Genomic DNA, 18,554 nt, shown 5'->3' on the forward strand with positions numbered 1-18,554 from the left:
TATGACGGATGTGATTAATCCAAAAAGAGCCTCGCCAGACCAATTACTCCCTTATCATAAAAAAATAAGTGCAGAGGGTAAAGCACAAATGATATGCTTTATCTCTTACACTTATATGGTACTAAAAAGAAGGGGAAATCCCTTCTTCTTTACCGAAACAGTTCCACCAGCTGAGCCGGTGTTTCCACCACAGCATCTGCGCCGCAGGCGGCAAATTCTTCCCGACTGCCATAGCCATAAAGGACGCCGATGGCTTCCACGCCCAAAGCGTGTGCCCCTTCGATGTCATATTTCCGGTCGCCGACCATGGCAACGTCGCTTTTTTCTGCATTCATCCGTTCCAGCACATAAGCCACGACTTTGGTCTTATTATCCCGCTGGGATGCAGGGTCATCACCGCCGATGACCTCAAAATAATCTGCCAGACCGAAATGTGTCAGGATGCGCACAGCGGTGCTTTCGTGTTTAGATGTAGCAACGGCAAGGCGTTTGCCCATTTTCTTCAGCTCTTCCAGCATTTCTTTGACGCCCGGATAGACTGCGTTTTCAAAAAGCCCTACAGAAAAATACCGTTCACGGAATACAGCTACAGCGTTGTCGATTTCTTCTTCTGTTTTCATGCCGAAAGCGTCACGGAAGCTGTCCCTGAGGGGAGGTCCTACGATGAAGCCCAGTTTCTCCGCTTCCCAAACTTCTCTGCCTGTTTTTTCCTGCATATGCTGTACGGAGCGGATGATGCCCTCCGCGGAATCTGTCAATGTGCCGTCCAGATCGAACAGGACGATGTTCTGCTGCCATTTTTTCATGGTTCCCAATCCTTTCTCTTTTGCTTTCGTACTATTTTACACCCAGCTTCCCACCCTGTAAAGCTTCCCTTTTTCCTCATTTTTGGCTACACTGAAAAAAAGAAAAATTTTTTCAAAAAACTTTCGCAACTTTTTTGGCATCTCGTGCATCTAACAATCAGAAACACAAAATACTTCATCTTTTTCGGAGGAGATCCTATGAAAACCAAACGGGAAAAACAGACAGAAGACCTTCTCCTCAGTCAGTACAGCAGGTACTACCGATTGGCTTACAGCTACGTCCACAACGAGCAGGACGCCCTGGACATCGTGCAGGAAAGCGCCTACAAAGCCATGCGGGACTGCCGCAGCGTCCAGAACGACGCTTACCTCGGCACCTGGCTGTATCGCATCGTCATCAACACCGCTTTGGAATTTCTGCGGAAAAACAAGCGTGAAGATACGGTAGAGGAGGTGACAGAACCGCTGACAGCAGCCGTGGGGGATTACACCAATGAGCTTGCCCAGCTCCACAGCAAATGGGAACTGGAGGAAATGCTGGAACACCTCAATGACAGAGAGAAAAGTGTCATCATACTACGATTTTTTGAGGACTGTAAACTGGAGGACATCGCCCAGATCACAGGCGAAAACCTGAACACCGTCAAGGCACGGCTGTACCGGGCACTGCGAAAACTGCGACCCGAAGCGGAGCAGAATAGAATTTAGAAAGGAGCGTCGGGGGTTATGAAAACACAGGACGATCATAGAAGGGAGCCCATGGAAATGTGGAAAGAAGAGTATGACCAGATTCCCGTACCCCAGGAAGCAAGAGATAGAATAGAAGCAGGCATCATGAGAGCGAGATTAGAAAAGAAGAGGAGCGATCGTATGAAAAACATGAAACGTACCGGCGTGACCGCCGCAGCACTTGTACTCACATTTGGCATTGCCGTAAACGCCAGCCCCGTTGTGGCACAGGCCATGGACGGCATCCCCGTTATCGGCAGCATTGCAAGAGTGGTGACCATCCGCAACTACAACGAAAGTACAGACAACGGCATGATGGCTGACATCAGCGTGCCCCAGATCGACGGCAACGTGGCAGCCAACGCGGAAATGGACGCTTACGCAAAAGAACTGATTGCACGTTATGAAAAAGAAGTCGTTGCCCAGCTGGGTCAGGAAGAAGGCCACTATGCACTGGAATCCAGTTATGAAGTGGTTTCCGACAACGACAAATATGTGAGCATCCGCATCAACACTGTGGAAACCATGGCAAGCGGCGCTGAATTCGTCAAAATCTTCACTGTAGACAAAGCTACAGGTCAAACCGTATCTTTGAAAGACTATCTGAACAGCCCTGAAAAACTGGAAGCTGTGAGCCAGAACATCAAAGACCAGATGGCAGCACAGATGGCAGAAGATGAAGGCAAGGTTTACTTCACAGAAGGCGAACCTGGCGGCTTCACAGGTCTGACAGGGGATGAAAACTTCTATCTGAACGAAGCTGGTGAACTGGTCATCGTATTCGGTGAATACGAAGTAGCACCCGGTTACATGGGTACTGTATCCTTCACCATTCCCAAAGATGTAACAAAATAACCACTTTCGAGGATATCCTCATAACAAAAGGCACGGCATTTCCTTTCTGGAAATGTCGTGCCTTTTAGACTGTCAAAAAATGATATTTTACACTTTTGCAAAAACGCGGAAGGGCTTGGGGAACAAAGGGTCAACACATTTGCTCCGCAAATGTCAGCCATAAATGGCTGCCCGCATCTCTTGCGGTGTGGTTTCCCCAAATTCAACCCGCAGTCGGAATTCACTTCCGACGAGGAAAACAGCACGTTTCAAGGCATTTTTATGCCGATGGAACGTACTGTTTATACATACAGTAACCTCGTCAAAATCCTGATTTTGACGAAGGGTGTCGACTTTTTCGACACCCTCAGGCACGGCATTTCCTTTTTGGAAATGTCGTGCCTTTTTCTTTATTCCCCGCCCAGCAGCACCGCCGCCAAAATTTCCGCCAGAGGTTCCATGGCGTTATGTACTTCCTCTTTGGTATTGGTCTGAGCACCCACTTCAATAAGGGTAGACCGTGGCAGCATATGCAGGCTGAAGCGATAAGCATTGAGATAGATTTTCCGGTTAAAGTCAGGAAATCTTGCCGCTGACTGAGTCTGCATCTGCAAACTGAATGCCAGATTATCGGAAACATAAGGGTTATCCAGTCCCGGCGTGGGCACTGCCTGCCCGTTCTGGTTCAAACGGCACAGACCGTTGAAAAACATGATTTTCGCCGTCGGTTTCCCATTGACTTCCGTCACCAGATGGGTACCTTCGGGGACACCATCCCGATGCATATCGATGCAGACCTGAATGGAGGGATTTTCCTCCAAAATCTGCCGGATAGGCGGTTCCATACGTTCATAAGCCCCTGTGACCTGTCCTTTGCCATTGACCTGGTCGTACACCCCATCATGGTGGAGGACTTCAATGCCGTACTTTTCTTCCAGCAACTCCTTCAGATATTCCCCCGCGCCCCAGATGCCTTCTTCCTTGCCTTTTGACATATCGCTGTCGGCAAAGCCTTCGGAAATATGGGTATGGAAAATCAGCACCTGTGGACCGTCCACGTCTATATCTATGGTGAAATCATTCGCCAGCGCGTCATTGACGTTGATGTCCGTAGGCAGCAGCATGGTACGGGAATCGGTGGTGTAATAAGTTTTCTGGAGATAGGAAAAATCCTGCATGCGCTCCACTTCTTCCCGGGGCAGATAGGCCGCTGCCACCTGTTCTTCCTCCTTGAATTGCAGATCATCAATGCCGAAAAGCCCCGTTTCTTTGGCAGGCTCCTCCGTTGTTTCTGTTTCTCCTGTGGTGTCTGCGCCTTCCTCCCCTGTAGGCTCCGCTGCCGATACTTGTCCCGGCAAAATCTCCCGCATGGCAAAAGCCGCGCCGCCCATGGGCCAGAGCACAGGCAGCGCCAGCAAAAACACACAAACGCCCAGCAGATTCCGGCGCAGGAGCCGTTGATCCTTTTCTTTCTTCCCCATGGGCGTAACCTCCTTTCGGTCTGCAAATAGTTTATGCAGACAAAAAAGAGGTTAGAACGAAAAAAGCGGAAATACCTAAAGCAGATTCCCCTTAAGAAAACATTGATTTTCGTTTTCCTTCATTTCTTAAGGGGAACTGCAAAGGCCATCTTCAGAAGAAAACATACCTGATAAAATCCTGTATAAACAAGAAAGCTGAAATCCTCTATATAACAAGGATTTCAGCTTTTTGTTTTCTTATGAAGATGCTCCTAAAGGTACTTCCGCCTTTTTTAAAAACTCATTTCTTTTTTATTGACGATGCTGAGATATTCCCCCATGCAGCAGCCCATGACCACCACATTACAGGTGAAATATTCCCAGTTTCCGTCTTTGTATTCCACAACCGCCCCGGAGAGGAGGCCATTCACTTTCCGCTTGCTGTCCTCGGCGTTTGTCTTAGGAAAGAGGGAAACAAATTCCTCCAGCGTACCGGAAAAAGCGATTTCCTTGGGCAATGTAGCGCCGCCGGTCATAAGCCAGCTTTCCACCTGACGGGCTGAGAGCATATGCCCCGCTTCCCCACCGGCTGCCAGCCACGCTTTCTGGGCTTCGTCGCTGCCGGAAAGGCAGACCAGAATCTCTTTTCCTTCTTTACGCAGGATGTCCAAAGCATTCTGTAACATCCGTTTCCCTCCTTATCTTTTCTCTATTACTTTGTTGCTTTTACTTTGATCCACAGTTCAGCCAGTTCTTTTTTCAGCACCTGGTTGTCTACGAAAACTTCGTCTTTTTCATAGCCGGCACGAGGCAGGTATGCTTCGTTATCCGCAAACAGACCGCCTTCGCCGCTCAGTTCATCCAGAACTTCCTGGTTGGAAGAAGCGTAGCCAACGTATTCGCTGTTGCCCAGAGATGCTTCATATGTCAGCACATAGTTGATGAATTCGTGTGCCAGTTTGGGGTTTTCTGCGTTTGCAGGGATAACCATCGCATCGCTCCACAGGTTTGTGCCTTCTGTAGGCATCCAGAAGCTCATGTCGGGGTTTTCTTCCAGAATGGTTGTTGCGTCGCCGCTGTAAACAACTGCGATGTCTTTTGTGCCGTTGATCATGCCGTCGATCACTTCATCAGTTACATAAACGGGTTCCATGGTGTTGTTCATATCCAGCAGCCACTGATAAGCTTCCTGGATTTCATCCTGATTGTCTGTGTTCATGGAGTAGCCCAGTGCTTTGAAGGCCATCATGAAAGAGTCACGTTCGGAGTCATACACATAGATTTTGCCTTTGTAATCTGTGTTGTGCAGGATGCTGTAGCCCTGTTCTTCCACAACAGCAGGGTCTACGTTATTATGGTTGTAAACGATACCTACACTGCCCCAGAAGTAAGGTACAGAGTATGTGTTTTCAGGGTCATAAGGCAGATTTTTTACGCCTTCTGCCAGGTTAGAGATATTGGGGATCAGGGACAGATCCAGTTCCTGGAGCATGCCTTCGTTGATCAGTCTTTCGATCATGTAATCGGAAGGAACCAGCACGTCATAGGAATCCCCAGCCTGCAGTTTGGTGTACATGGTTTCGTTGGAATCGAAGTATTCCACGATAACCTTTACGCCGAATTCTTTTTCAAAATTGGAAATCAGGTCTTCGCCCATGTATTCGCCCCAGTTGTAGAGCTTCAGGGTATCGGAACCATATTTTGCAACTGCGTCTTCCGCAGATGCACCTTCGCTGCTGCCGCCGCCGCAGCCTGCCAGCAGCATTACGCTTGCAAGAGCCATAGCAATCAATTTTTTCATACCTTTTTTCTCCTTTTCTCTTTAATGATGGGTACTACGTTGACAACGATCAACACAACCGTGATGATGGCAATGACCAAAGTGGACAATGCGTTGATGGAAGGGTTGACACGCTTACTCATGGTATACACCAAAATAGAAATATTGTTCACACCATTGCCGGTGACGAAATAAGAAATGATGAAATCGTCAAAGCTCATGGTGAAAGCAATCAGCGCGCCGGAAACGATACCGGGCATGATCTGGGGCACGATGACTTTTGTCAATGCCTGCAAAGGTGTGGCACCCAGATCCAGTGCCGCATCCGCCAGGTTCGGGTCCAGGGACCGCAGTTTGGGGGATACGGACAAAATCACATAAGGCGTACAGAACATAATGTGCGCCAACAGCAGTGTGGTAAAGCCTTTATTGATGCCCAATGCGCTGAAGAACATCAAAAGACCGATGGCTGTTACGATTTCCGGGTTCATGATGGGCAGGTTATTCACCTGTTCCACCACGTTGCGGAGGGCTTTCCGGGAACGGGAAAGACCGATGGCAGCCAATGTACCTGCCACTGTGGAAATGATGGTTGCCAGAATGGCAATGACGATGGTATAAACCACCGACTGCATCATGGCACTGTCAGAAAACATCTTTTCATACCACCGCAGTGAAAAACCGCTGAACTTTGTCAGGGAGCGGGAGTCGTTAAAGGAAAAGACGATGATATACAGTATGGGCAGATAGAAGAATAACGCCGTGATGCCCAAAATAAGTTTGGCGCCGATTCTGTGTCTTTTTTCTTCCACGGCTTATTCCCCCCTTCCGTTTGCTGCCGGGTCTGTGTCTACTTTTCTGGTCAGATACATGGAAATCATGATGATGACTGCCATGATCAGAGAAATGGCACTGCCGAAGTTCCAGTCGCCGCTGGTGAGGAACTGGGTTTCGATGACGTTACCGATGAGGACATACTGTCCGCCGCCCAGCAGTTTGGGAATGAAGAAGCTGGACACCGCCGGCAGGAATACCAGTGTGATACCGCTGAGAACACCGGGCAGGCTCAAAGGCAGTGTCACACGCAGGAAGCACTGCATGCGGTTTGCGCCCAGGTCGCTGGCTGCTTCCAGCAGGCTCTTGTCCATTTTCGCCAGAGAGGTATGAATCTGCAAAATCATAAAAGGAATGAAGTTATAAACCATACCTAGCACCACGGCGAATGTGGTATACATCATTTTGAAAGGTCCGATGCCGAACAGTCCCAAAAAGCTGTTCAAAAGACCATCGTCCTGCAAAATACCCACCCATGCGTAAGTACGCACCAGCATATTGATCCATGTGGGCAGTGTAATCATGAGAATCCAGAACATCTTGCTTTTTTCCGGTCCTGTCGCAATGGCATAAGCAATGGGATAGCCCAGCAGGACACAGATGATGGTGGTGAATATTGCAATAATCAGGGAGCGCTTCAATACATCCAGGAATACGGCGTCACTGAAGAATCTGCCGAAGTTTTCCAGTGTGAAGCGGAAGGTGGTCACATCGTTGCCCTCTCCGGTGAATGCGTAAAGCAAAATCATCAGCATGGGCACAACGATCATAATGGCAATCCAGACCACGTAAGGATATACCATACTGCGAAACTGTCGCATTTTTCCGCCTCCTTTCCTTACTGCTCTCTGGACATGATATGAATATCTTCGGGTTCAAAAATCAGACCAACTTCTTCCCCTACTTCATGTTTGTCCGTGGTATCTACTTTATATTCATACCCCTTGGTGGCAAAGGTGACATCGTAAATGCCGGGGGTGATGTTTTCGGGATCGAAGTCATATTTGACATCGGTGATTTCAACAGGCATGTCGTCTTCCAGAGAGTATGCGGAAGCGTTTGCCCATGTTTTCAGGTCTGTATCCAAAGCGATGGATTCCTGAATTTCGTCTGCCTTTTTGAAGAAGTTCACAGCGAAGATATATTCTTCATTTTCTTCACTGGTGACACGGTTTTCATCCTTCACGATCATGTTCACCGTTACGGATGTACCAGCCGCTGTGGAGAAGGTTACGGGGTAAGTGCCGTTTTCCTTTTTGATGTTGTACTTCACTTCTTTGATGGAGATGAGCTCGTCCTCATCGGGGTTCCACGCCTGGGCGTCGGCACGGGCAATGATGGTTGCTTCATCCAGTTCTTCTACGTCGTCCACATCCAGATAGAAGTCGTTGGCAGACATTTTTTCGTTTGCCGCTTCGTTGAATACAGGCTGGTCATTGGATACCTGCATTTTTACGGTGATTTCTGTACCCACTTTGGTTTCCACCATGGTTTCATAGTGTACACCTTTGAACAGTACGGATTTGACAACGCCTTTCAGCTTGCCCTGTTCTCTGGGTACGATATCCAAGTCTTCGGGACGGATGACAACGTCAACCACTTCATTTTTCTCAAAGCCGTCGTCCACGCAGTCGAATTTTCTGCCTTCAAACATAACTTTGTAATCATCCAGCATGACGCCTTCGATGATGTTACTTTCGCCGATGAAGTTTGCAACGAATTCATTGACAGGTTCGTTGTAAATATCTGTGGGGCTGCCGATCTGCTGGATTTCCCCGTCTTTCATAACAACGATCTTGTCGGACATTGTCAGAGCTTCTTCCTGGTCGTGGGTAACGAAAATGAATGTGATACCCACTTCCTGCTGGATTTTTTTCAGTTCGTGCTGCATTTCCTGACGCAGCTTCAGGTCCAGTGCCCCCAGAGGTTCGTCCAGAAGCAGTACGCTGGGTTCGTTTACCAATGCTCTTGCGATGGCAACACGCTGCTGCTGACCGCCGGACATTTCTGTCACGTTCTTGTCAGCGAAATCTTCCAGATTCACCAGCTTCAGCATACGTTTTACTTTCTGTTCGATGATGTCCTTGGGTTCTTTTTTGATTTTCAGACCAAAGGCGATATTGTTATATACGTTCATGTGGGGGAACAGGGCGTATTTCTGGAATACGGTGTTGATCTCCCGTTTATAAGGAGGGATTTTGCTGATGTCCTCTCCGTCGAAGAGAACTGTACCTTCGTTTGGTGTCAGGAAACCACCCAGAATACGCAGCAGCGTGGTCTTCCCGCAGCCGCTGGGGCCCAGCAGTGTCACAAACTCATTTTCATAGATGTCCAGATTGACACCTTTCAGTACCAGTTTGCCGTCAAATTCCTTGACGATATTTTTAAACTGAATCAGTTTCTTTTTCATCGGCGGCTACTCCTTTTTCTTGTCACTTTTTCAGAACAGCGGCGGTGTGGAAACCCAGATGACCTTTGCCGTTGTTTTTTTCTCATTTTTCAGGTAATGGCGGTTCTTGCCGGAGAGATAGAATGTTTCCCCCTTGTGGATCACATGGCTCTCCTCGCCGCAGACCAGCGTCACGCAGCCCTCCGCCACATAGCCGAATTCCTCACCGCTGTGGGGGTCCATCACAAAGGATTCCCCGCCCTGAGGCAATTCCACCATGATCGGTTCCATTTCGTTTTTCTGTGTATTGGGCACGATCCAATGCACCGTATAATTTTCCCGCTCATCCACAAAAAAGTCCTTTTTGTGGAAAACGATCTGCTCCTCCTTGTCCTCCCGGAAAAATTCCGAAAGACTGCTGCCCAAAGCCTCTACGATGTCGTTGAGGGTGGCAATGGAAGGAGAGGTCAGATTTCGCTCCATCTGGGAGAGAAATCCCTTTGTCAGCTCACTGCGGCTGGCCAGTTCTTCCAGCGTCAGACCCTTCTGGATTCTGAGCTGTTTGATCTTGTGGCCGATATCCATAAATAACACCTCGTTGTGTAGAAATACTAAACTTTCTGATTATTTTTACGAAACCTAAATCATTATACATCTTTTGTCATGAAAAGCAAGAGAAAATAAACAAAAAATTTCATTTATTAAACTTTTTGACATTTTGCGGCAAAAAGTCCTCTCAAAAGAAACCAAAATTGTACGGTTCCACGACAGCCGGAAAACCCAGACTTTACGCAGATTTTACAGAAACCAAGTGCAGGCGGAAGTTTTCCAATACCAAACGAAAATATCAGAATTTCTAAACTGCATTTTCCCCAAAAAACTGTCTTTCTCCATCTCTTTAGGGCAGGCTGGACAGCCAAAAGAAAAATACTCATGAAAAAAAATCAGCAAATCCACTGTTTTTTTCTGTATTGATGAAAATACAATCTATTTTCATATGCAAATTCACATGTTTTTTTATACATACAATTTATTTTGCGTGAATTTCGCACAAAAAATTCGCCTTTTCCCATGTACAAAAAGCCATACAATCCATGTCCGCCACCCATTGACAAACAAGCGTCTGATGTGGTTTCATAAGTATCAAATCTATTCCACAGATTGATACAAAAGAGAATGTTTGTTATGAATGTAAGACACAAAGGAGGAAACAAGTATGGTGCGTTATGCGAAAAGAATGGAACAACTGACGAATTCCGATATCGGCGATCTGCTGAAACTGATTGCAAGACCCGATATTATTTCCTTCGCAGGCGGTCTGCCCGCAGCAGAACTGTTTCCCGTAGACCAGCTCCGTCAGGCGTGCGACGCTGTCATGGAGGAAATGGGGAAAGTAGCCTGTCAGTATTCTTCTACAGAAGGCTTCCCTGCACTGCGGGAAAAAATCGCTGAGCGAATGAAAGCCAAAAATAATATTGAAACGGATGCGGACCATATTCTGGTGACCAGCGGTTCTCAGCAGGGTCTGGATTTCTCCGCCCGTGTATTTGTAGATAAAGGCGACGTGATCCTGATGGAAAGCCCTTCCTATCTGGGTGCCATCAATGCTTTCAAAGCATGTGAACCCACTTTCATGGAAGTGCCTACAGACGAAGGCGGTATGGTGATGGAAGAACTGGAAAAAATCCTGGCAACCACACCTAACGTAAAGATGATCTATGTCATCCCCGATTTCCAGAACCCCACCGGCAGAACATGGACACTGGAACGCCGTCACAAATTCATGGAAATCATCAATAAATATGAAATCCCCGTTATCGAAGATAACCCTTACGGCGAACTGCGTTTTGAAAACGAAAACATGCCTGCTCTGAAATCTCTGGATACCAAAGGGCTGGTTGTATTCTTAGGTACCTTCTCCAAGATTCTGGTACCTGGCTATCGTCTGGGCTGGGTTTGCGCTTCCGACGAAATCCTGTCTATGTTTAACTTCATCAAACAGGGTGCGGACTTGCAGACACCTACCGTTACCCAGCTGGAAGCCAACAAATATATGGAAATGTTCGACCTGGACAAACATGTTGACACCATCCGCGAACTGTACAAACACAGACGTGACGTGATGATGAAAACCATGGAAGAAACATTCCCCAAAGAAGCAAAATTCACACATCCCGACGGCGGTCTGTTCACATGGGTAGAACTGCCCGAATACATCGACACCCGTAAAATGGCACTGCAGTGTCTGGAAAAGAAAGTTGCCTACGTTCCCGGCGGCTCCTTCTTCCCCAACGGCGGTCATGAAAACTGCTTCCGCATGAACTATTCCTGCATGCCTGACGACAAGATCGTAGAAGGCGTCAAAGCCATCGCAGAAGTCATCAAAGCAAACTTGAAATAATCTATCTTATTAAAGGATACACTAAGTCCTCCGCTGTGCCGCATACAGCGAAGGACTTTTCGTGTATAGCCTCGGCTGCTGCCCCTTCCCCTTTGGGCAGCGGCTATTTTTTTGCATCTGCGTTGTTTCTGACCGCCTCCCGTGTTAAAATACAGAAAACAACACACCCATTTTGAAGGAGGCTTTGCCATGGGACCCTCAAAACGCATACAACAATATCGAAAACCCCTGCTGATCGGCATGGTCCTGTTCAGCTGTATCGTAGGCGGCTGCCTGTTTCCCATCGTCAACTGCAACCCGGAAAATCCCGTGGAAACAAGTCTGGTCATGAAAACCATCATCCTGCTGTCTGTTTTCATATTTTATACAGAACTGGGCATGCTCCAAGCAGCCCTGTTTCCCAATGGCTCCATAGGCTTTGCGGCAGCCCTGAATCTGGGGATGACAGTCCTTGGGCTCATTTTCCGCTATCTGCTGGAATACGGGGAAGTTTCCAACACCTATAACTTCACGGCTGCCAATGTGGCACTGCATTTGTTTGCCCTGACCATTTTGCCCCTGATGACCTACATTTCCCGAAAACAAAAATCCTGATTGCAATTTCCAAAAGCTTTCTGCCTTCTGAGGCAGAGGGCTTTTTTTGTAAAAAAGGCAAAAGCTGTTATTTTTTTCGCAATCTTTTTTCTTTCTGCCCAATGCCTATTGGTGAAAAATGCCCTTTTTCCCAGAACTGTATAAAAAACCATACAATGTGACAAAAACCATTTCACACAAAACCTGCTGCACAGGCGAAAACGTGAAGAAATTCGTCTTTTTCCCAATTCTTTTGAGCAAAAATTAATAGCTTTCTTTTGAAAGTTCCCATTGACTTTGTGTATTATTTGTGTTTTAATAAAGAAAAGGGGTTATTTTTTAGTAATTTGTCTGATATGCCCTCCCTTTTCGGCAGCATGTCAGACAGCGACTTGAAACTATTATTTATCAATTTCTATTACATAAGGAGGAATTTTACATGGTACAGTATGCAAACAGAATGGATCTCTTAAAAGGTTCCGAAATCAGAGAATTGCTGGCGCTGACATCCAAACCCGACATCATTTCCTTTGCCGGTGGTATGCCCGCTCCTGAACTGTTCCCTTGTGAAGGCGTTAAACAGGCTTGTATCAAAGTTATGGACGAAGTTGGTCAGGTTGCTCTGCAGTATACATCCACAGAAGGTCTGCCTTCTCTGCGTGAAAAACTGGTTGCTAGAATGAAAGCAAAAAATAACATCGATACAGATATCGATCACGTGCTGATCACCAGCGGCTCTCAGCAGGGTCTGGATTTCTCCGCTCGTATCTTCCTGAACCCCGGCGACGTTGTTCTGCTGGAAAGCCCTTCCTACCTGGGTGCTGTAAACGCATTCAAAGCTTGTGAACCTAAATTCATCGAAGTTCCTACAGACGATGACGGTATGATCACAGAAGAACTGGAAAAAATCCTGGCTACAACAGAAAACGTAAAAATGATCTACGTTATCCCCGACTTCCAGAACCCTACAGGTAAAACATGGTCTCTGGAAAGACGTCATAAATTCATGGATATCATCAACAAATATGAAATCCCTGTAATCGAAGACAACCCTTACGGCGAACTGCGTTTCGAAGGCGAAAACATGCCTTCCCTGAAATCCCTGGATACCAAAGAACTGGTTGTATTCCTGGGCACATGCTCCAAGATCCTGGCTCCTGGTCTGCGTATCGGCTGGATCTGCGCATCCAAAGAAAACCTGGTTAAATACAACTTCATCAAACAGGGTGCTGACCTGCAGTCCTCCACAATCGACCAGCTGATCGCTGACAGATTCCTGGATATGTACGATCTGGACGAACACGTTGAAAAGATCAAAGACGTATATCGTAAGAGACGTGACGTTATGCTGAAAACAATGGAAGAAACATTCCCTAAAGAAGTGAAATTCACACATCCCGAAGGCGGTCTGTTCACATGGTGCGTACTGCCCGAATACATGGATGCAAAAGTACTGGCTAAACAGTGCCTTGAAAAGAAAGTTGCTTACGTTCCCGGCGGCAGCTTCTTCCCTAACGGCGGCAAAGAAAACCACTTCCGTCTGAACTACTCCTGCATGCCTGAAGACAAGATCAAAGAAGGTATCACAAGAATTGCAGAAGTTCTGAAAGCGAACCTGAAATAAGTCTTCCCGGATCGAAGATTCATTCTAAAACAAGACAAAAGAGCGGATATCGCGAAAGCGGTATCCGCTTTTTTTGTTTTTGGATAACGAAATGAGGGGACAAAAAAGCCGAAATCCTTATCATGCCAAAGGATTTTGGCTTTCTTATGATATTGAGATTTTATTTGATATATTTTCTTCTGAAGAGAACCAGCTTTTGCACTTTCCCTTAAGAAATAAAACCAATGTTTTCTTAAGGGGAAGTTTCTTTTTTAATCCTACTTTTTTTGTATTGTTTTTTTCAAAAATGTGCTATAATAACGGACAAATATCTTTGTGCCGAAAACCCTTTGGCACGCATCTGAAAGGAGTGTATTTCCATGAAAGTGGCTTTGATACAAATGCAGGTAGCATCTTCCCCTGGGGAAAATTTACAGACTGCCCGTGCCCATCTGAAAGACGCGGCGGCTGGCGGCGCGGACATTGCCGTACTGCCGGAAATGTTCTGTTGTCCTTACGAAACCCCCAATTTCCCCCGCTTTACCCAGAAGGAAGGCGGCGAAATCTGGCAGGCATTATCGGATATGGCAAAGGAAAACAGCCTGTATCTGGTGGCTGGTTCCGTGCCCGAGGACGATGGCGGCAAGACTTACAACACATCTTATGTATTCGACCCCACAGGCAAGTGCATCGCCAAACACCGGAAAGTCCATCTTTTTGACATCGACGTCAAAGGCGGCCAGCGTTTCATGGAATCGGAAACACTCACCGCCGGCGACAGCCTTACCACATTCGACACCCCATGGGGAAAAATGGGGCTATGCATCTGCTACGACATTCGTTTTCCCGAATGGATGCGGCTTATGGCACTGGAAGGAGCGAAAGCTGTTTTCATCCCTGCCGCTTTCAATATGACCACTGGTCCTGCCCACTGGGAACTGTCTTTCCGGGCACGGGCGCTGGATAACCAGATTTATCTCTTTGGCTGCGCTCCCGCAAGGGACATGGAGGCATCCTATCATTCTTGGGGGCACTCCATTGCCACAAACCCTTGGGGCGAAGTCATGGCACAATTAGACGAAACCGAAGGCATTCTCTTTGCTCATGCGGATTTTGAACGGGAAGATGCCATTCGTGACCAATTGCCCCTGCTCCGCCACCGCCGTGTGGACTTGTACGAGCTGCGGGAAATCAAGAAATGAGGTGTAATATGAAGAAAGAAACCATTTACCTGGCAGGCGGCTGCTTCTGGGGAACAGAAAAATATATGGAAATGGTGCCCGGCGTACTCTCCACCCGTGTGGGCTACGCTTTGGGCAAGCAGAAGGGCGTGGAACAGAAAGTATGGGACACCGTCACTTATGAGGAAGTCTGCAACCACAGCGGTCACGCCGAAACAGTGGAAGTTGTTTTTGACGCAGACGAAACCACACTGACCAACATTTTGCAGGAATATTTCTACACCATCGACCCCACTTCTCTGGGCAGACAGGGGGCAGACTTCGGCATCCAGTACCGCACCGGCATTTACAGCCTGACAGAAGACCAGCAGAAAGTGGCAGCAGAAGCTTTGGCGGAACTTCAGACCAAATACGACCGCCCTGTGGTGGTGGAAAACCTGCCTTTGCTGCAATTTATTCCCGCAGAGGAATACCATCAGAAATATCTCACCAAAAACCCCGGCGGCTACTGCCATATCAATTTTGCCAAAATCGAAAAGGAAAAGGCTCGCTGCATCAATCCCGAGGACTACAAAGTCATGACAAAGGAAGAAATGCGGGAAAACCTCACAGAAATGCAGTACAACGTGACCCAGCAGAACGCCACAGAACCCCCTTTCCAGAACGAATTCTGGGATAAGGAAACACCGGGGCTGTATGTGGACATCACTTCCGGTGAGCCCATGTTCTCCTCCAAGGATAAATTCATTTCCGCCTGCGGCTGGCCTGCTTTCGCCAAGCCCATTGACCCCAATGCCATCAATGAATATGATGACCTTTCTCTGAACCGTATTCGTACGGAAGTCCGCAGCCGGGTAGGCAATGCCCATCTGGGACATGTATTCGACGATGGTCCCGCAGAACTGGGCGGCATGCGCTACTGCATCAACAGTGCAGCCCTGCGCTTCATCCCCAAAGAGGACATGGAAAAGGAAGGCTACGGCGCTTTCCTGCCTTATGTGGAGGAAGATGCATAAAAAATCCCTCTTTTTCCCTTTTTCCTTCGGAAAAGACGGAAACAAGGTTGTGTTTTTCCCAAAAACAGGCTACAATAAAGGACAGGTGAAATAACGCAATTTTGCATAAAGGAGAGATTCTAGTGGATTTGAACACCGTAAAATCAATTTACCGCAACACAGCGGACTATGCCAATAAAGAAGTGACACTGGGCGGCTGGATCCGTACCATGCGTGTATCCAAAAATTTCGGCTTCATCGAACTGAACGACGGTTCTTTCTTCAAAAACATCCAGATCGTTTTTGAAGCAGATACGCTGTCCAACTATGCCGAAATCACAAAACTGGGTGTTGGCGCTGCCATCATCGTCAAAGGCCTGCTGGTGGAAACACCCGAAGCAAAACAGCCCTTTGAAGTAAAGGCACAGGAAATCGCCATCGAAGGCACTTCCACTCCTGACTACCCTCTGCAGAAAAAACGTCACAGCGTAGAATTCCTGCGCCAGATCGCTTATCTGCGTCCCAGAACAAACATGTTCTCCGCAACATTCCGTGTGAGAAGCTTGATTGCATATGCAATCCATCAGTTCTTCCAGGGCAAAGGCTTTGTATACGCACATACTCCCATCATCACCGGCAGCGACTGCGAAGGCGCTGGGGAAATGTTCCGCGTTACCACACTGGACCTGAACAACCTGCCTAAGAAAGAAGACGGCACTGTAGACTTCTCCAAAGACTTCTTCGGCAAAGAAACAAACCTGACAGTAAGTGGTCAGCTTTCCGCTGAAACATTTGCCATGGCATTCCGCAATGTTTACACATTCGGTCCCACATTCCGTGCAGAAAACTCCAACACCGCGCGTCATGCTGCGGAATTCTGGATGATCGAGCCCGAAATGGCTTTCGCTGATCTGGAAGACAACATGGAAGTGGCAGAAGAAATGCTGAAATATATCATTCAGTATGTACTGGACAACGCACCCGAAGAAATGGAATTCTTCAACAGCTTCGTGGACAAAGGTCTGCTGGACAGACTGCATAACATCCTGAACAACGACTTTGGCCGTGTGACATACACAGAAGCCGTTGATCTGCTCATCAAATCCGGCAAGAAATTCGAATACCCCGTATCCTGGGGCATCGACCTGCAGACAGAACACGAACGCTATCTGACAGAAGAAATCTTCAAAAAACCTGTATTCGTTACAGACTATCCTAAGGACATCAAAGCGTTCTACATGCGCATGAACGATGACAACAAGACCGTTGCCGCTATGGACCTCTTGGTTCCCGGCGTTGGCGAAATCATCGGCGGCAGCCAGAGAGAAGAACGTCTGGAACTGTTGGAAAAACGTATGGACGAACTGGGTCTGAAAAAAGAAGACTACTGGTGGTATCTGGATCTGCGCAAATACGGCGGCACCAGACACTCCGGTTATGGTCTGGGCTTCGAACGTGCGGTAATGTACCTGACAGGTATGAGCAACATCCGTGACGTACTGCCTTACCCTAGAACTGTGAAGAACGCAGAATTCTAATTCTGATAAAGAAAAAACAACAAACAGCTGGAATCCTTACCATAAAGGGTTCCAGCTGTTTTCTTTTATCAGGGCTGTTTTCTTTCAGAACAACGGTACCAGCTGTTTCCCATACCAAAATACATACCCTTTTTTCAAAAAATCCCCCTCTATCTCCCATTTTCACAGCATATTTTCCCATTTCACGCACTCATATACACCGTATATAAATGTATATATGCTATTTTCATGCATAATTCAGCAATTTTATATGCTGCATATAGATGCACCCCTTTCCTTTCTTGCACTTTTCACAAAACCATTTCTTTCCAAACCCACTGTATCCCTTGTACTTATTGGGATATTACCCAAAATTTGCCACCTATTTTCGTTCTGTACCACCAATTCCCCGAACTTGTATAAATATGCGTATTTTTATTGACTTTCCCGTATAAACATTTATAATAATACCATAACATTCAGCAAATCAAAGGAAATGAGGTATGTTTATGCCATACAAAGTATACATCGACGGGCAGGCAGGCACCACAGGCTTACAGCTCCAAGAAAAGCTGTCCCACCACGACGGCGTGGAACTGCTGCTCATCGCGGAAGAAAAAAGAAAAGACGAAGCCGAACGGAAACGGCTTATGAATCTGGCGGATGTGGTTTTCCTTTGCCTGCCTGACGCGGCAGCAAAAGAAGCCGTGAAGCTGGTGGAAAATCCCAATACCTGCATCATTGATGCCAGCACCGCTCACAGAACGGCAGAAGGTTGGACTTATGGTTTCCCGGAACTTTCTCCGGCACACAGAGAAGCCATCATCCACTCCAAACGCATTGCAAACCCCGGCTGCCACGCCACAGGGTTCATTGCGGCGGCATATCCACTGGTGCATCTGGGCATCGTTGCTCCCGATTATCCCTTCACCGCTCACAGCCTCACAGGCTACAGCGGCGGCGGCAAATCCATGATTGCCGAATACGAAGCAGAGGAACGCTCCTACCAGTTCGACAGCCCCAGACAGTACGGTCTTTCTCAGATGCATAAACATCTGCCGGAAATGCAGCATGTCACCGGCATCACACAGCCCCCTGTGTTCATGCCCATTGTCTGCGACTTCTACAGCGGCATGGCAACCTGCATTCCCCTGCACACCAACCTGTTCCAGAAGAAAGTCACCAAGGCGGAACTTGTGGCAATGCTGCAGGACTACTACAAGGGACATCCCCTCATTTCCGTGGAAGATACGGACGTTGGTTTCTTAGCAGCCAACGAGATCAGAAATACCAACAAGCTGAAACTTTACATTGAGGGCAATGACGACAGAATGACCCTCATCAGCGTATTTGACAACTTAGGCAAAGGCGCTTCCGGCGCGGCAGTACAGAACATGAATCTGGTACTGGGTCTGCCGGAAACCACCGGTTTGATTTGATAGAGCCTTACAA

At 47.4% G+C, this 18,554-nt stretch carries 16 protein-coding genes and 1 pseudogene; 9 read left to right on the forward strand and 8 right to left on the reverse strand.

Going from position 1 to position 18,554, the window contains the following annotated elements; all coding sequences use genetic code 11:
* Nucleotides 1–149: 149 nt before the first annotated feature.
* Nucleotides 150–806, reverse strand: coding sequence for an HAD-IA family hydrolase (locus INF29_RS01655; RefSeq protein ID WP_193484225.1), 657 nt, complete (start codon nucleotides 804–806; stop codon nucleotides 150–152).
* A gap of 198 nt (nucleotides 807–1,004) precedes the next feature.
* On the opposite strand from INF29_RS01655, the gene INF29_RS01660 reads away from it, so the two are divergent.
* The gene (locus INF29_RS01660; RefSeq protein WP_072848161.1) at nucleotides 1,005–1,514 is read left to right on the forward strand and encodes an RNA polymerase sigma factor; all 510 of its coding nucleotides are present in this window, start codon (nucleotides 1,005–1,007) and stop codon (nucleotides 1,512–1,514) included.
* An 18-nt stretch (nucleotides 1,515–1,532) separates the two neighbouring features.
* On the forward strand, nucleotides 1,533–2,390 hold the full coding sequence (locus INF29_RS01665) for an anti-sigma-V factor rsiV (RefSeq protein ID WP_193484227.1): 858 nt from the start codon (nucleotides 1,533–1,535) through the stop codon (nucleotides 2,388–2,390).
* 389 nt (nucleotides 2,391–2,779) lie between these two features.
* Here INF29_RS01665 and INF29_RS01670 read toward each other — a convergent pair whose 3' ends face one another.
* The 7 genes and pseudogenes from INF29_RS01670 to INF29_RS01700 form a co-directional block, all read right to left on the reverse strand.
* Nucleotides 2,780–3,850, reverse strand: a complete 1,071-nt coding sequence (locus INF29_RS01670; protein ID WP_193484229.1) for a stage II sporulation protein P — start codon at nucleotides 3,848–3,850, stop codon at nucleotides 2,780–2,782.
* Between the two features lie 272 nt (nucleotides 3,851–4,122).
* A complete protein-coding gene (locus INF29_RS01675) occupies nucleotides 4,123–4,515 on the reverse strand; it encodes a hypothetical protein (RefSeq protein WP_193484231.1) in 393 nt (130 codons plus the stop codon).
* A gap of 26 nt (nucleotides 4,516–4,541) precedes the next feature.
* On the reverse strand, nucleotides 4,542–5,630 hold the full coding sequence (locus INF29_RS01680) for an ABC transporter substrate-binding protein (protein WP_072848170.1): 1,089 nt from the start codon (nucleotides 5,628–5,630) through the stop codon (nucleotides 4,542–4,544).
* Nucleotides 5,627–6,421, reverse strand: coding sequence for an ABC transporter permease (locus INF29_RS01685; RefSeq protein WP_072848172.1), 795 nt, complete (start codon nucleotides 6,419–6,421; stop codon nucleotides 5,627–5,629). Before INF29_RS01685 ends, INF29_RS01680 begins: the two co-directional genes overlap by 4 nt.
* Before the next feature lie 3 nt (nucleotides 6,422–6,424).
* Complete coding sequence (locus tag INF29_RS01690) at nucleotides 6,425–7,264, reverse strand: ABC transporter permease (RefSeq protein WP_072848174.1); 840 nt, start codon at nucleotides 7,262–7,264, stop codon at nucleotides 6,425–6,427.
* Between the two features lie 578 nt (nucleotides 7,265–7,842).
* Nucleotides 7,843–8,853: pseudogene (locus INF29_RS15190) on the reverse strand (ABC transporter ATP-binding protein); the annotation flags it as partial.
* A gap of 30 nt (nucleotides 8,854–8,883) precedes the next feature.
* Nucleotides 8,884–9,417: a helix-turn-helix domain-containing protein gene (locus INF29_RS01700; RefSeq protein ID WP_022255906.1), complete on the reverse strand. Its 534-nt coding sequence runs from the start codon at nucleotides 9,415–9,417 to the stop codon at nucleotides 8,884–8,886.
* Between the two features lie 631 nt (nucleotides 9,418–10,048).
* Here INF29_RS01700 and INF29_RS01705 point away from each other — a divergent pair.
* From INF29_RS01705 to argC, 7 genes are all read left to right on the forward strand, one after another.
* Nucleotides 10,049–11,233 carry an aminotransferase-like domain-containing protein gene (locus INF29_RS01705; RefSeq protein ID WP_072848178.1) on the forward strand — a complete coding sequence of 395 codons (1,185 nt, stop codon included), beginning with the start codon at nucleotides 10,049–10,051 and terminating at the stop codon, nucleotides 11,231–11,233.
* A 189-nt stretch (nucleotides 11,234–11,422) separates the two neighbouring features.
* A complete protein-coding gene (locus tag INF29_RS01710; protein ID WP_193484235.1) occupies nucleotides 11,423–11,827 on the forward strand; it encodes a hypothetical protein in 405 nt (134 codons plus the stop codon).
* 418 nt (nucleotides 11,828–12,245) lie between these two features.
* Nucleotides 12,246–13,430 carry an aminotransferase-like domain-containing protein gene (locus INF29_RS01715; RefSeq protein WP_191344012.1) on the forward strand — a complete coding sequence of 395 codons (1,185 nt, stop codon included), beginning with the start codon at nucleotides 12,246–12,248 and terminating at the stop codon, nucleotides 13,428–13,430.
* A 359-nt stretch (nucleotides 13,431–13,789) separates the two neighbouring features.
* A complete protein-coding gene (locus INF29_RS01720; RefSeq protein WP_193484237.1) occupies nucleotides 13,790–14,611 on the forward strand; it encodes a carbon-nitrogen hydrolase family protein in 822 nt (273 codons plus the stop codon).
* A gap of 8 nt (nucleotides 14,612–14,619) precedes the next feature.
* Nucleotides 14,620–15,606: a peptide-methionine (R)-S-oxide reductase MsrB gene (msrB, locus tag INF29_RS01725; RefSeq protein ID WP_087988856.1), complete on the forward strand. Its 987-nt coding sequence runs from the start codon at nucleotides 14,620–14,622 to the stop codon at nucleotides 15,604–15,606.
* 122 nt (nucleotides 15,607–15,728) lie between these two features.
* Nucleotides 15,729–17,123 carry an asparagine--tRNA ligase gene (gene asnS / locus INF29_RS01730; protein ID WP_193484239.1) on the forward strand — a complete coding sequence of 465 codons (1,395 nt, stop codon included), beginning with the start codon at nucleotides 15,729–15,731 and terminating at the stop codon, nucleotides 17,121–17,123.
* Nucleotides 17,124–17,611: 488 nt separating this feature from the next.
* A complete protein-coding gene (argC, locus tag INF29_RS01735) occupies nucleotides 17,612–18,541 on the forward strand; it encodes an N-acetyl-gamma-glutamyl-phosphate reductase (RefSeq protein WP_193484241.1) in 930 nt (309 codons plus the stop codon).
* The last annotated feature ends 13 nt before the right edge of the window (nucleotides 18,542–18,554 follow it).

Origin of the sequence: Anaerotignum lactatifermentans, from assembly GCF_014982935.1 — a bacterium.
GTDB lineage: Bacteria > Bacillota > Clostridia > Lachnospirales > Anaerotignaceae > Anaerotignum > Anaerotignum lactatifermentans.

Coding starts and splice junctions, on each gene's coding strand:
- INF29_RS01690 (WP_072848174.1), bottom strand. CDS start 7,264: ATGCGACAGTTTCGCAGTATGGTATATCCTTACGTGGTCTGGATTGCC.
- argC (WP_193484241.1), top strand. CDS start 17,612: ATGCCATACAAAGTATACATCGACGGGCAGGCAGGCACCACAGGCTTA.
- INF29_RS01675 (WP_193484231.1), bottom strand. CDS start 4,515: ATGTTACAGAATGCTTTGGACATCCTGCGTAAAGAAGGAAAAGAGATT.
- msrB (WP_087988856.1), top strand. CDS start 14,620: ATGAAGAAAGAAACCATTTACCTGGCAGGCGGCTGCTTCTGGGGAACA.
- INF29_RS01715 (WP_191344012.1), top strand. CDS start 12,246: ATGGTACAGTATGCAAACAGAATGGATCTCTTAAAAGGTTCCGAAATC.
- INF29_RS01665 (WP_193484227.1), top strand. CDS start 1,533: ATGAAAACACAGGACGATCATAGAAGGGAGCCCATGGAAATGTGGAAA.
- INF29_RS01680 (WP_072848170.1), bottom strand. CDS start 5,630: ATGAAAAAATTGATTGCTATGGCTCTTGCAAGCGTAATGCTGCTGGCA.
- INF29_RS01655 (WP_193484225.1), bottom strand. CDS start 806: ATGAAAAAATGGCAGCAGAACATCGTCCTGTTCGATCTGGACGGCACA.
- INF29_RS01660 (WP_072848161.1), top strand. CDS start 1,005: ATGAAAACCAAACGGGAAAAACAGACAGAAGACCTTCTCCTCAGTCAG.
- INF29_RS01720 (WP_193484237.1), top strand. CDS start 13,790: ATGAAAGTGGCTTTGATACAAATGCAGGTAGCATCTTCCCCTGGGGAA.
- INF29_RS01670 (WP_193484229.1), bottom strand. CDS start 3,850: ATGGGGAAGAAAGAAAAGGATCAACGGCTCCTGCGCCGGAATCTGCTG.
- INF29_RS01705 (WP_072848178.1), top strand. CDS start 10,049: ATGGTGCGTTATGCGAAAAGAATGGAACAACTGACGAATTCCGATATC.
- INF29_RS01700 (WP_022255906.1), bottom strand. CDS start 9,417: ATGGATATCGGCCACAAGATCAAACAGCTCAGAATCCAGAAGGGTCTG.
- INF29_RS01710 (WP_193484235.1), top strand. CDS start 11,423: ATGGGACCCTCAAAACGCATACAACAATATCGAAAACCCCTGCTGATC.